The 14,237-nt window shown below is 30.3% G+C and carries 15 protein-coding genes; 5 read left to right on the top strand and 10 right to left on the bottom strand.

Annotated features, from left to right (window positions below):
- Positions 1–19 precede the first annotated feature (19 nt).
- A complete protein-coding gene (locus BK054_RS13920; RefSeq protein ID WP_071307365.1) occupies positions 20–865 on the bottom strand; it encodes a hypothetical protein in 846 nt (281 codons plus the stop codon).
- A gap of 136 nt (positions 866–1,001) precedes the next feature.
- Here BK054_RS13920 and BK054_RS13915 point away from each other — a divergent pair, with 136 nt between their 5' ends.
- Entirely contained in the window at positions 1,002–1,574 is a 573-nt protein-coding gene (locus tag BK054_RS13915; protein WP_071307364.1) for a hypothetical protein, read from the top strand.
- Positions 1,575–1,695: 121 nt separating this feature from the next.
- Here BK054_RS13915 and BK054_RS13910 read toward each other — a convergent pair whose 3' ends face one another.
- From BK054_RS13910 to BK054_RS18355, 8 genes are all read right to left on the bottom strand, one after another.
- A complete protein-coding gene (locus tag BK054_RS13910) occupies positions 1,696–3,246 on the bottom strand; it encodes a hypothetical protein (protein ID WP_071307363.1) in 1,551 nt (516 codons plus the stop codon).
- Positions 3,247–3,251: 5 nt separating this feature from the next.
- Complete coding sequence (locus BK054_RS13905; RefSeq protein ID WP_006265294.1) at positions 3,252–4,283, bottom strand: HlyD family secretion protein; 1,032 nt, start codon at positions 4,281–4,283, stop codon at positions 3,252–3,254.
- A gap of 6 nt (positions 4,284–4,289) precedes the next feature.
- A complete protein-coding gene (locus tag BK054_RS13900; protein ID WP_232234281.1) occupies positions 4,290–5,624 on the bottom strand; it encodes a TolC family protein in 1,335 nt (444 codons plus the stop codon).
- Positions 5,625–5,808: 184 nt separating this feature from the next.
- The gene (locus BK054_RS13895) at positions 5,809–6,666 is read right to left on the bottom strand and encodes an AraC family transcriptional regulator (RefSeq protein WP_006263582.1); all 858 of its coding nucleotides are present in this window, start codon (positions 6,664–6,666) and stop codon (positions 5,809–5,811) included.
- A gap of 737 nt (positions 6,667–7,403) precedes the next feature.
- Positions 7,404–8,384: an IS30 family transposase gene (locus BK054_RS13890; RefSeq protein WP_071307362.1), complete on the bottom strand. Its 981-nt coding sequence runs from the start codon at positions 8,382–8,384 to the stop codon at positions 7,404–7,406.
- Positions 8,385–8,557: 173 nt separating this feature from the next.
- Positions 8,558–8,752, bottom strand: a complete 195-nt coding sequence (locus tag BK054_RS13885) for a CsbD family protein (RefSeq protein ID WP_006263581.1) — start codon at positions 8,750–8,752, stop codon at positions 8,558–8,560.
- 109 nt (positions 8,753–8,861) lie between these two features.
- A complete protein-coding gene (locus BK054_RS18755) occupies positions 8,862–8,996 on the bottom strand; it encodes a hypothetical protein (protein WP_006263580.1) in 135 nt (44 codons plus the stop codon).
- A 65-nt stretch (positions 8,997–9,061) separates the two neighbouring features.
- Positions 9,062–9,226 (bottom strand): lmo0937 family membrane protein, encoded by a 165-nt coding sequence (locus tag BK054_RS18355; protein WP_006263579.1) that lies wholly within the window; start codon positions 9,224–9,226, stop codon positions 9,062–9,064.
- Positions 9,227–10,343: 1,117 nt separating this feature from the next.
- Between BK054_RS18355 and BK054_RS13880 the strand changes: the two genes are divergently transcribed.
- The 4 genes from BK054_RS13880 to BK054_RS13865 all read left to right on the top strand — a co-directional run bounded on the left by BK054_RS13880 (position 10,344) and on the right by BK054_RS13865 (position 12,998).
- On the top strand, positions 10,344–10,940 hold the full coding sequence (locus BK054_RS13880; protein WP_232234280.1) for a KGG domain-containing protein: 597 nt from the start codon (positions 10,344–10,346) through the stop codon (positions 10,938–10,940).
- Between the two features lie 52 nt (positions 10,941–10,992).
- Positions 10,993–11,607: a DUF892 family protein gene (locus BK054_RS13875; protein WP_006263577.1), complete on the top strand. Its 615-nt coding sequence runs from the start codon at positions 10,993–10,995 to the stop codon at positions 11,605–11,607.
- A gap of 168 nt (positions 11,608–11,775) precedes the next feature.
- On the top strand, positions 11,776–12,345 hold the full coding sequence (locus BK054_RS13870; protein WP_232234279.1) for a hypothetical protein: 570 nt from the start codon (positions 11,776–11,778) through the stop codon (positions 12,343–12,345).
- A gap of 14 nt (positions 12,346–12,359) precedes the next feature.
- Positions 12,360–12,998 (top strand): DUF4142 domain-containing protein, encoded by a 639-nt coding sequence (locus BK054_RS13865; protein ID WP_232234278.1) that lies wholly within the window; start codon positions 12,360–12,362, stop codon positions 12,996–12,998.
- 74 nt (positions 12,999–13,072) lie between these two features.
- Here the strand turns inward: BK054_RS13865 and BK054_RS13860 are convergent, their stop codons facing one another.
- Positions 13,073–13,996: a helix-turn-helix domain-containing protein gene (locus tag BK054_RS13860; protein WP_006265287.1), complete on the bottom strand. Its 924-nt coding sequence runs from the start codon at positions 13,994–13,996 to the stop codon at positions 13,073–13,075.
- Positions 13,997–14,237: the final 241 nt, after the last annotated feature.

Raw genomic sequence — 14,237 nt, 5'->3', positions numbered from 1 at the left:
ATTTTATTAGTATCTAGTTCTACTCTTCACTACTATCTACATAATTTTTCATCTCTATACTATATTCAAGATTATTTAGTTTGTTTAGAATGGTACTACTTTTCTTATCGATAAGCCTTCCTCCTTCTTCGATGGTTAACTCTTTTAAATTTTGAAGCTTCTCAAATGGTTTTAATGATTCAATATCTCCCATAGCTGATAAATAAACAGTCTTTAAAGTACTTACTTCTGCAATAGACGTTATCGCATTATTTGTCTTTTTGCAAGCACTCAACTCTATATCTTCTAAGTGCGTAAGTGTACTTAACCAATTAACATCTATCAGCGTAGGTATTTTTACCAAATAAAGTGCTTTTAAGGCACTTAAGTTAACTAAACTACCCCATTTACACTCTTTACTCTTTTCTATTGACAAAGATTCTATTACAGTGTTTAAAGGAAAAACAAAACCTTCCTTATCAAAGTTTTCTATAAAGACTGTTCTTAGAGTAGGATGTACAAACAAATTCTCAAATAGCTTAGAATAGGGAGTAAACAATTCTTCCAAAACTGTAAACTTCAACCAATCTAATGGGGCTTTCCCTTTATACTGACAACCTTTAATCTCTAAGCGCTTTAAGTTTACAAACTGATATAACCAATTCTTATCAATATTGATATCTTTTAAGTGAAGAATCTGTATCGTTTTAAACAAAGGAGCAAAGGATTCGTCTAATAATATTTCTAAGCCGCTTTCTTGTCCTGATATAATTAAATTAGTTATTCGTTCTTCTTGACTAAAGATTATGAGAGATTGAGCAGAATCTCCTTTTTCTACTATAATGAATCTTTCTTTACGTCCAGGGGGTGTTGTACCTATATACATCTTTATTACACTCTTTTATATTATTTCAAAGATCATACTATTCTCATTTCGTAAATATCCCCATTTACAGCGAATATTAGTACAGTATATATAGCTTACCTTTGCTTCATAAACGATCAAAAAATAGAAATTAAAGATGAAAAAAATCGGTCTTAGCTTATTACTATTCATAACTGTACAAATAAGCAGCTGGGCACAAGAAGGAACTGTACAAGTAGAAGTGAAACAAAATGGTGCTATCGTTCCTATGCAGGATGGAGTTGTCACACTTAAAAGCAATGAATTTGTATTCGAAGTTACTTCAAATAATGTAGATGGTTTTCTAATAGGAGCTACTTTTGATAACGATATCTATCGCTCTGCTATAGGCGAAGCTGATTTAGAAGTAGAATGGTTTAACAGCACTGCTATCGCAGATGAAGTTTTTAATCCTAATAAAGAACTGATTATTTCGGATGAAGTACCTACTTATTGGTATTATACGAACGCTAAAGACCATCGATTTGATAAAAATCCAAAAGGAAATGCAGAACACTGGGTTGGAAATAGAACAATAAAAGTACTTAATAATTTGTCTAGCTATGAGACAATTCCCTTAACGAAATTTAAAGATTCTGTATATGTGTATTTTTACTCCCCTATTTACGACGAGGACTATAATCTAACAGAAGTCATTATTCTATATACAGCAGAATTAAGATGTAATTAAAAAAGAAAATCGCTTATTACTTTAAAAGCCAATGATAGAAGACTATTATTGGCTTTTTATTTTTAAAGATCTACAGCGTTTTTACTAGACTCAGTTCTATGTACGAGATAAGTTCTACAAACTATACCCAATTTTTAGAGTTCAACCTTATCCATAATCTACGCATTTGTACAGTCCTTATCTTCTTAGACACTCCAAAACCATGTAAACTAACAGCTAAAACAACAGGTATAGAAAGCAATAAGATCATACCATAAATAGTTTTAAAAGATGCTATTAGCGCTTGTTGTTGCACAAAAGAAATAGATAAATTAGAAGAGTTTTCCACAAAGCTATAATTAATAAATAAAGCGTGATTTCCTAGAATTTCTTTTTGTAAATAATAGCTTAAATAACTATAGATCGCAGAAAAAACAGCTAGGGCCAAAAAAGTTCTTACGATCAACATTAAGGACATGATAGATAACGAATCATCTAAAGCTAACCCCATAGTTAGGTAATGCCATAATCCTATATATAATATACCAATAGCTAATGCACGCATAAAATGGGTGAAATAGAAATATGTAATTGTCAGATATGGATTTATATAAAAATAGGAAATGAGATACTGCAAAATAAAAATACCAAAACCTAACAAGATAAAAGTCTTCAATCCTTTATTATTGTTTTTAAGTAGTATTAACCCAATTGCCCCCGCGAGTAAAGAACCTGGTAACATAGCTAAGTTTACCTTTGCCAACGTCAGGTTATCATAATGAAGAATTGTTGACATAAGTGTTGTATCAAATCCACTTGCACCTTGATATACTCCTAATATAAAAATAAAAACAGCTGCAATTTTGACATTCTTTTTTCTAAAACTAAACAATTGCCAAAATTGTCGCTTTAAATAACGCTGCCTAAAAATCCCTAGTACAATCAGTATCAATCCACTACTCAAGTATAGAAAGCCTCTATAATCGCCATAAAACCAATTGTATTCTTGTAAAAAAGCAAATAAATGACTCCATAGTGCAAACCCGACACTTAAACAAACTACACTAAACCAATCAATATAATACAAAGGATAATATCTTGAAAAAGCAGTAGTATGCACTGTAAAAAGACTCAGGATAGCACAAAATATAAGTAAAATAGCAAAAACAACAGAGGTTCTTTCCCAACTATACCCATAAGCTAAATAAATTGCTAGAAAGGTTCCCATGGCTACTATAGCGTATAGTATAGCGTAAAAATAAGCATAGGACTTCACTTTTGCCCCCGTTTTTTGTGTTACTACAGTAATAAAGAGCAAAGTAAATTCAGAAAGACAATTCATTTTAATTACTCCCATACTAAAACTAATAACTAATAGCATCAAGTAGCTCGTATTATAAATTGATACAAAAGATAATGCGGCTAAAAGTAAACATCCCCAAAACAATTTAGTTTGTGCTTTTAAAACCATCTTAACACGTATAATAATTGGAAAGGTCAATGCCATTCCAATTATCATCGTGTTATTTGCACTACTAATAACTCCAGAAGACCAACCTTGTGTACTGTATATCTCGGCGGCGTTACCAGGATATACAGCATAGACATTAACCAATACAAAGCCAAAAACAAACATGATAATAAACTGTAATGGCTCAGAAACATAAGCTTTAAAAAGTCCTTTATTATACATAGTTCTTATTTTTTTAGGCGTACAACAACATTCATTCCTGCAATCAACTGATCTAAATCTATATTATCCGTTGTAAATTCTATTCGTACAGGTATGCGCTGTTGTATTTTAACAAAATTTCCTACAGCATTATCTATAGGAATACCTGCGTACTTAGAGCCAGTCGCACCAGATATAGCCGTAATAGTTCCTATAAACTCTCTTCCTCCTAATGCATCTACAGAAATAGAGACACGTTGTCCTATCGATAAGTTTTTTACTTGTTTCTCTAAATAATTTGCTGTTACCCATTTACCTTTAGACTCTACTAAAGACGTAAGTTGTTGATTAACTTGCGCCAATTGCCCTTCATTGTAATACCTCCTGCCTATCACTCCATCATGTGGAGCTATAATTACTGTATAACTTAAGTAAAGCTTAGCTAAAGCTATCGCCGATTTAGCCATTTCTATTTGCGCCAAGTCTAGAGCAAGTGCTTCTTTATTTTCTTGTACTAAAAGCTCAGTAGTTCTTTTTTGTTTTATTAATTTTTCAAGATTAGCTCGCTCGCTTAAATACTGTGATTCAATCTGCTCATACTGTTGATGAGTTACAGCTTGCTCTTTTAATAATGTGGTATAGCGCGTATAATTGCCTTGATGGTATTTTACTTTTACAGTTGATTCCTTAATCGTAGATCCTACTACCCCTACATTGTTTTCGAATCCCTTAATAGCTACTAGTCGCTGGTTATATGCTGCTTGAGCATTAGCCAAGTCTGACTGTGCTTTTTGGTATTGAATTCTCAGTTCTGAATCGTTTAATATAAACAAGGTGTCTCCTTTTTTTACATCTTGATGTTCTTTAAAGTTTACTTTCTCCACATAAGCATTTACTTTAGAATGAATAGGGATAACATGGCCTTCAATCTGAGCTGAATTAGTGTAGCTATTATCATTTAAATGAAAGAATTCAATAATAGCTATAGATACTAAAACCAGTACACCTACTACTGTAAGTGTATTAAATAAAATATAATTGCGTTTTCTAGATGTCATAATTGTTTAGTTTAATAAATTTAAATCTCCTATCAAGTAAGATAAATAGAGTGTTGAATAAAGTAGTTCTGCCTGAGTATGGGCTAGCTTTAGCTCTGTTTCTAACAGAATATTACTGGCATTAAAGACATCTAAGTATAAGGCTAATTGAGCTTTATACTTATTTTGTATAATACGGTAATTCTCTTTTGCTTGTTCTAAAGCTTTTTGTAGTTGCTTTTGCTGACTTAAGTGTAATCTTACTTGCAAGTATCCTTGTGAGATATCTTTATTTAGTTTCTTTATTACATAGCTTTGTTGCTCTTCTGCAATATTTAGTTGTATCTGATATGTTTTCTCTCTTTTTTTTGCCGTATATAAAGTCATTAAATCATACTTTATCCCAACACCTACTTGCCATGTATTCGCATATAAGTCCAGCTGAGGAGTAGTACTTCTTATAGGTCGATCAGTAGCAGACTGCATAAAACCATACAATGCAGGCCAGCGCTTACTCTTTTCTCTTTCTAAATGCAGTTTTTGAAGTTCTACTGCTTGTTCTTCTTTTTTTAAAATCAAAGACTTTTTATGCGCTTCTTCTACATAATAGTTCTCTTGTTTAAGAAAATCTTGTAGAAAGGGAATAGAAGAAGCATTTGTCTTTATTTTAATACTATCAGCTCCCATGGCTAACTGAAGTTCACTTTGCAAAATTCCTAAATCTGTTCTATTACTTTCTTGTTTTAATTCAATATCAGATATCTGTAGTTCTGCTAATAAAACTTCTTCTTTCGTTACCATTCCCTGTTCTAGGTACTGCTGAACAAGCGTTAATCTGTCCTGGGCTAATGCTTTATTCTTAATATAAATAGACTGGAGCAACTCTACTCTATATAAATTTAAATAGTATTTACTCACCATTAATTCTAAATCTAATCGCTGTTGAGCCAAATCTAATTGGGATAAAAATAAGGCTAATTCATGCCCTTGTATTGTTCTAGTAATGCGATGTCCATTAAAAATAGTTTGATTTATCTCAAGGTGAATCCCTTGATTGAAATGAAGATTTTTTAGGGTTCCTTCTTGGCTCAACTTTTTATCAAAAAGAGTTGTATTTCCTTGATACCCCATTGTCATTTGAATATTTGCTTGTGGCAATCGCTCTATTTTACTGCTTTCTAATTCACTATAACGAAGTTTTACTTCTTCTTCACCTTGTTTTAATTGAGGATGATGCTGTAATGTTGCTTGAATAACTTCTTGCAAAGTCAACGATACAGGAGGTTGATTTTGTGCTATTGTTTTACTTAGCATTGCTTGTAAAAACATCAGACAAAACAACTTTAATTTTATTCTTTTCATTTTGTAATTCGTCTTATATTATACCTTTAAAAACAAATTACACAGCTACATAAAACTATAATAAACAGTAATAATCTCTGATTACATCGTGTTTAAAAATAGAATCTTAACCGTATAAATTGTCAAGGCAAAGTAAAGACTGGTTGTAAAAAAAGACAAGAGAGTTATATCTGTATAACTAGGACTAATCACGGTTTTTACCTCTAAAAACAATAGGAGTACATCCTTCATTTTTCATAAATAAACGAGAGAAGTAAGAATAATCTTCATATCCTAAAGCAGAAGCTATTTCTTTAACAGATAAATCTGTATAGAACAACATTCTTTTAGCCTCTAAAATTACGCGCTCTTGAATCACTTTAGAAACAGCTATCCCTAATGTATGTGTAATGCATTCATTAAGATAAGTAGTAGAGATATGAAGTAGTTCGGCATAATAACTTGGGCGTTTGTGGTGCACGAAATAAATATCTAATTCCTTGATAAAGCTTAGAGTAATCTTTTCAAAACGATTAGACGGTATAGCCGAAAAACCTTGATTTAAGTATTGATCTAAAAAAAGCGAAATATAAACATTCACACTATTTTTTAAAGTTGCAGTATAAAAAGTTAGTTCTGATTTTTTATAGATATCTATACATAATTGAGCTGTGTTTTTTAATAGAGAAGTATTTTCTTTAGAAAGTTGCACAAAACGCGTTTGTAAAAACATAGATTGAATCGACGACTTATACTCAGGTGCAATATACTCTGACTTAATCGCAAGTACATAATACAGAACCTCTTTAAATTCAATATTCTTATGTACTTGCCCAGGACTAGTGTATAATAAACTAACACCACTTAGCTCATAATTAGTAAAATCAATTTCTACCTTCAACTCCCCTTTCATTAAAAACAAAAAAACATGATAATCATGACGGTGAGAGTCTTTAAGGGCCCCCATAATATCAGACAGTGACTTAGCTGTGACTTCTTGAAAGAAAATTCCATCGTGTGCTTGTCCTGCAATATTCTTTAATGAAACTTGTTTTGTCTTCATTTTTCGCTCTTATACTGAATTTTTTACAAGATACTAAATCAATAAACAAAGGCGGTACTAAAATCCCCTTTGTTTGTTCAGCTAGGCAGATTACTAGTAAATTATAAAATTCAAAAAAACACTTCTATTTAAATGTTTAATTTTCAATCTACTATTGGCACTTCCTATTTTTTTAAAAAATAAATAAAGACTACCTAATATTAAGAAATCTATAAAATAGATCCCCCTCCTACACCCTCTTTTCTCCTATCTATTTTTTTACTACCTTTGCCTACAGTAAAGGCTTTGACTCAATGGCTATTATTGAGAATATTCTTCTATTCAAAGTCTGGTACATCTCACCAAAAAGAAAGCACAAATCACAGCTTTCAAAATTCAATTTTAAAAATTTTAACAAGTTTTTTAACACTATGGATTCGCCATAAATCGAGTATTCATGCGGTCTCCGTTGTGGTTTGTTCGGAAGGTGTTCGGAAAACACCCCCTTTTTCCGAACACTTTGCAAAGAACTTCCGAACAACGCCCAAACAAACTTCCCGAAAGCCTTGCTGTCACTGGCTTTGTCGCGTGCTGTAATTCACTAAAAAACGCCTAAATGTCAATATTTTTAACAGCTGTGATTTGTCCTGTTTTTAGAATTTATAGTAGTTAAATTATTCTCATTGTGAGATATCTGCTTAAAAAAAGAGCATCTCTTTATAAATATAAAGAAATGCTCTTTTTTACATATGGTGGATTCAAGTATTAAATGCAACAGTAACCATTAGGTTTAATTTTTCTGTAAAAATTTCGTTAGGCGATTTAAAACCAAATCTCTTTCTTGGTCTGTTGTTTAAAATATTTACAGCCTTGTCAATTGCTGCTTGTGTAATTAAATCGAAATTAGTCATTTTAGGGAAATATTGTCTTACTAATCCATTTAAATTTTCATTAGCTCCTCTTTCCCAACTGTGATAAGGCTTTGCGAAGAAGTAATCAAGCTCTAGAGTGTTAGCTATATTTTGATGGTTTGCAAACTCTTTTCCGTTATCAGAAGTCATAGTATGAAGTAACGGTTTGAAGTCTTTTAAGAGTTCTATAATTTTAGCTTCTACAACGTGAGCTTCCTTTGATTCTATCTTTCCCATCCATAAAACCCCTGTAGCTCTATCGTTTATAGTAAGCAGTGCTCCACGATGATTTTTCCCTATTACTAAATCTATTTCAAGATCACCTATTCTATATTTATCATCAACTATACTAGGTCTTTTTTCAATATCTACTCTATTACTTATCAAGCCTCTACTGTCTTTGCATGCACCTCTTTTTCTATATTTTTTACCTTTAGTTCTAAGATGCTTATAAAGCTTTCCTCCTTGTTTTTTGTTCTGCCAAATGAATTGATAAATACATTCAACAGAGACCATTTCTTTTGCTTCAAGTTTACTTCTACCTACTATTTGTTCTGGACTATAATCTTGATTAAGATAGTCTATAATAGTTGTTTTTACGTTTTCAGTTAAGCGTATTCTCTTGCGTTTTTCTTTGTGTCGTTGAGCTGTCTTTCTTTGTCCAAGATTAGCTTTATAAACACCATTTCTTTCGTCTGAATTGCGCTTAAGCTCTCTGCTAACAACAGACTTGTCTTTGCCTATATAACAAGCAATTTCAGTAAGTGATTTACCTGCCTTTTTATATGCTTCTATTTTATATCTTTGTTCTAACGTTAAATGTGACATCTTTTTGGGTGTGTAGGAACCTCAAAAGTAGATGTTTTTTTTCGCCAACGGCGGAGAACATTTGCTCCATGGAGCAAATGTTCTCCGCCGTTTTTTAAATGCTGTTGCATTTATTAGTTGAATCTAAGTATTATATTAGATAATATAAATAAACTTAATAAGATTGAAATCATTTATTCTTCTTTCCAATTTTTGATAACTTCTTCAATCTCTTCACGTGTCTTTCCACTTTTTTCTTGAAGCTTTCCAACAACTTCGTCAAATTTTCCTTCAGCGAAAACCTTATCATCATCGAACCATTGTCCATATTTTTGTTTAACAGCTCCTTTAATACGTTTCCATTTTCCTTCTAATTCTAAATTATTCATAATTAGTGATTTATTAAATTAATACTCTATTTTTTTTCAACTGTTTTACTCTGTTTACCAAATAACTACACTTTGTTAAGTACAATTACTTTTTAATTCATACTAATAGTTAATCTGATATACAGTCTTCGATATCCTTAACCTCTTTCATGAATTTTTTCTTCACTACTACTGCTAATACAACTACTCCTATAGCCGCACAGCAAAAGATTTTTCCTAATTGATACATTTTTTCTTTTTCCATAATTTTGTTTTTAAGATTAGTAAATTATATTCTAGTCTCTTGTTTATTATTCTATGATATCTAAACTAGAGCTCACTTTTAGGTCCCTTTATAACTCGTGATATAAGCATTAGTAAGACAAGTATTAACAAGATATGTACTGCCCAACCGAGCACTTGTCCAAAAGCAAAAAAACCTACTGCCCATCCTATTAAAAGAATTACGATAATTAACCAAAATACATTTCTCATATGTTAAGTTTTAAGATTAGTTTTTACTGCTTGATAGATTTGTTGATTAGTATTACTTTTGGTAGTCTTGACGCTTGATCTAAATGTTTTATTCTTTAATCCCTATATTAAAGTAATACCTATGTATTTTATATTTTATACATATATAAAAGCTATTTACAACTAAATAAATACAAATAGTGTACTACTATAATATTTTTATCAATAATAAAGAGAATAATCTTCTTTTCAATAGCGCGGTATATAGTGTCAGTACTAAAGCTAGCATAAAAACCATAGGCACCTTGCTAATGTTTTATAAAAACTCTTTAATAATTAAAATATCGAGGAATAAATGAGTAAAAAAAACTCAATTTGAGTAATTTTTACTCAAAAAATTGAAATAAAAAGTAAAGCGAGATCTGTAATCACTATCTATTTATGTGATTATAAAAGCTAGTAAATATTTTATAGTAATTTCTATCCATACTAATGTAGAAAGTTACATATAGAATAATTAATTTATTCTACTTATAGAATCAAAAAAAATAAGTAACATACTTTCAAATGTCTTTCTTATACAAGAAGAACAGATAATATTGCAAATACAAAAAACAAACATTGTTGATTTAAAAAAAATAGCCTGTAAATCCCAAATAATACGTAGAAAAACGAGTATTAAATACACGGTATGTATAAAAAGTAAACATTTATTCTACATATTTTATATTATGCTTGCCTACTATATTTGTTAAAATAAATAATTTAAAAAAAAACACAAATAACTCATTTATAGCTATTTATATAAATTAGTTTATTAATTGTAATACTATTACTTACAATTAACTTATTATATGAAACATAAGTAAGTATTTTTTAATTTAATAAGACATTTATTTATGTAAATTAAGAATATTATTATGTTATAATTTTTTATTTCTTAAAAAATAAAATAATAACAAACAACCTTAATCCCTTGTAGCTCCTGTTATTCAAAGGTTTTTTAACAGTTGATATCACCTCCTACTCTATTTTGTTCTATTTTATTTTTCAAGCATGGATATTGAACTAACTAAAAGTAACTGTGACATTTATGACAGCTAGTATCACAGTAATATTAACTTTTAAACAAAAAATTATGAACCACCACAATTCTAGAAACAGAGGGTCACAAAGTAGTCGACAATCTGATTTTTATCAAATGGCAGAAGAAATTTATCAATTAGGTTATGAACATGGTTATGACGATGGAGCTGATGATCAAGCTTATGATGATGATATTGAGCAAGAAGAAATTGAACAATTCTTCGATGAAGATGATTTCTACGATCAGGACTCGTCTTATGACAACAACTTCAATGAAGATGATCACCCGAGAGATTCACAAGGGCGATTTATTCCAAAAGGACAAGGAAGAAGATCAAATAACTCAACATATAGCAACAGGTCTTCTAATTCTCAATCATATGGTAACAGATCTCAAAATTCAAGAGGACAACGTCAATCATCAAGGAGATCAAACTCTAATCATAACGACCAAAGAAGTTATTATAATAGTGCAGATAACAGAACTGGTTCAAATTCATCTAGAAGAACTAACAATGGAAGTTCACGTCGCGGTTTTGCAGCAATGAGCAAAGCAAAAAGAACTGAAATTGCAAGAATGGGGGGACGTGCATCACATGGTGGTGGACGCTCTAACAGTAGTTCAAGGGGAGCATATTCTTCTAGATAGTAATTTAGATAGAAGGAGAGTTTCTCTCCTTCTTCTTTAAAACCTAAAACACATGAAAAAATCAAATAATATTTCGAAGGGAGCATCTGAGTTTAAAGATCTTTTTATCCACTTATTAAAAGGTATCTATAATACAGAACATGGCATTTTAGATTCCTTACCTACTATGATAGAAAAGGCTACAACCCATGAGTTAAAAGATACACTAAAAGATCATGAGATTGTCACACAAAGACAAATCATTCGATTAGAAAAAATTTTTAGAACTCTTGGAATTACAAGCGAAAAGGAATCTTGCCTAGTGATGAAGACCTTTGATGAAGTAACTCAGAAAATAGTAAAAATAACAAAAGACGGAAGTATGGTAAGAGATGCTGGACTCATTGTTATTGCTCAACAAATAGAACATTATGAAATAGCAACTTATGGCGGACTAATCCAATTTGCCCTTGCTATTGAGGAATATGATATTGCTGATTTATTAGAACAAACTTTAGATGAGGAAGAGCAGGCTGATTGTGAATTGACTCATATAGGAGAATGCCACATCAATATAGAAGCCAGTGATCAGAATGTAGAAGATGAAGATGTAAAAGAATCTACAAGTAAATCTAGTTCAGCGAATCAAACCAAAAAGAGTAGCCAGCCCAAGGATAAAGTAAAATAGATTTACTCAATTCAATATTCTTTTCTAAAAATTGCTAGAACTAGAAAATGAAGTGGCTTACCTAGGTCATATCTCCATAGTATAAAATCTTTCATAATACCCCGAAAGTAAGCCACTTTCATTAAAAAAACAATCATGTATATCACTCTAAATTATAAATTCTTTCTTTTGCTATTCACTATAATTATCTTAATTACTGTGTTCTTTACTTCTTGTAGAAGAGATCCAAATCATTACAGATCAACTTATAGGTCTAAAACAAATGAAGTTGTAGATACAAACTCTTCTCCTATTCAAGATCATAAAAATAGTAACGCTTATAATGATTCTTTAGCAAAACACTTTAGTACGCTTGTAAAAACACAGTTTTATTATACAGAAGCTGCAAAAGAGAAAAGCAGAGATAAAAGAATAGTTGACTTTGCTAATACTATAATAATTGAATATCAAAACATTTTAAAAGAAATGAGCATCCTTGTTCAATCTACAACCCAAGATAGTATTATCAACCTGAGTGACAAGAGGCTTGTTCTTCATAAACTAGAAAACAGCTATTCAAAGGACTATGAGTCCCTTTTCTTAGAAGAAACTATCAAACTACAATTCAGTATCAGAGAAGTCTTATGGCAAATTAAAAATAATACTCTTAATACTGACCTACAAGTATTCTATGAGAAACTAATACAAGAAACTGAAATACGTATAGATGAAGCAACCAATCTATTAGATAATGTATAACCAATATTTAAATTATGAAAACATACATAAAAATGATTTTTTTAGCATTAATAATAGCCCTCGCCGCTATCGCATGTAAAGAAAGACCTACAGCTAAAGACCCAGAAAAAATGGCTAAAGATCAAAATAAAGCTAATCTTGATCATACTAATTATTCTCAAGGTAACTACCATCGAGAGGATTCCAAACAAGGTATGAATCAAAACAATCACAATGATAAAAAATATGCTGATATAATAGTTGACGTAATAAGTGATCAACTATATGAAATAGAGTTAGCAAAAACTGGAAAAACTAGAGCAAATAGTCTTAGAGTACGTGAATTCGCAACAGAGCTTGAGAAGCATCATACTAAAAGATTGCAACAATTAAATGCTTTAGCAGGGCAATTCAATTATGCTATTCCAAGAAACTTATCCGATTCACAATGGAAAGATATTCAAGATATAGAATCAACAAATAGTAAAAAATTTGACAAAAAATGGATTGATGAAGTGATTTCTGCTCATAACAAGGCAGTAGATATTTTAATTAAAGGAATTGATAAAACAGATCATATCAATATTAAAAACGAACTGAACAATACGCTACAAGAAGTAAGATCTCATCTTGAATCTGCAAACTACATTAAAAATAATATTATAAATAAATAGCTGTAATACATATATTATGCTTTTTTACTTTTTTTTTTACCGCCATATACTCTATGGCGGTTTTTATAATAACATTATTCTGTATTTAAGCCTTTACTATATTTTTTTCTAAACTCAGCGGGGTTATGGTTTGTAGCTTTTTGAAAATTTCTAAAAAAATTAGAATAATCTGTAAATCCACATTTATGTGCTATATTATTAATTGATAAATTAGAATAAATCAATAATTGCTTAGCGTACTTTATGCGTTGCTCTAAATAAAAAGAATAGAATGTTTGATTATACATTAGTTTAAACCCTTTCTGAAATACATTTTTATTAATCTGAAATTGCTCAATTAATTCATCAATAGTATAAATACGGTCATATTCTTTATTACAGAGAATAGCATGAATTTGTTGTATTTTTTGTTTGTCACTGAATTTAATCTCTCGAATTTTAGTGTAATCAGGGGTATTCTCTTCTATTTTTTCTGTTTCAAAGATTGGATTAACAATAGCAAAGCTCATCCAAATCTCTCTAGACTGCCCCATATAATGGAAACCACAATAACCTTTTATCGATTCTCCTTTAATTAATAGTTCTAATGAAAAAGAAGTTCTTTTGGTTGGGGTTTGAAGAAAAATCAGAAAATTCTTAAGCCATTTTTCCTGATCTTGTTCAGAGACTAAGTCTAAAAGGTAATTATCTATAAAATCTATTTTATCTAAGATATTGTCTTTAGCTTTAATTAACGACATATCTAATATCCTACCTTCAGGGCTAATTTTAATAATACAAGATGTAATATACTCATAACCAAGAGTCGGCTGAAGAGTAATGAAATACTTAAACTTATTTTCATACTCTTCTGCTAAAATATTAAATACTGTTTCTGCATTTGAAAAACAGTCATTTTCAATATTAGAACTAAGGCGTTTAGTATAATTCCCTTTAGCTAAATCATCTAGAGCTTCTAAAAAGGCTTGAAATCTTTCTTTATTGATTTTTATAGACATCTAATTTTAATTTAAGGTAAGTGTTACAATAATCTCATCAGCATTTATCTTTACCTAACAACAATTAATTTTAGATACTTACAAGAATTAAATACACTTTAAATAAGACATAGGCTCTAATAAAATGTTTTTACTACTTTTAAAAAAGAGATAATAACGATAATTTAACCATCAACAGAAGGTTATTTGTACTTTATTAAAATCAATCGTTTATAAGGTTGTTGTTCAAATTTAAATATTA

Origin of the sequence: Myroides sp. ZB35, assembly GCF_001865835.1 — a bacterium.
GTDB classification, from domain to species: Bacteria; Bacteroidota; Bacteroidia; order Flavobacteriales; family Flavobacteriaceae; genus Flavobacterium; species Flavobacterium odoratimimum.
Note: the sequence above shows the minus strand (reverse complement) of the source record. Positions and strands in the feature narration are given on the sequence as shown.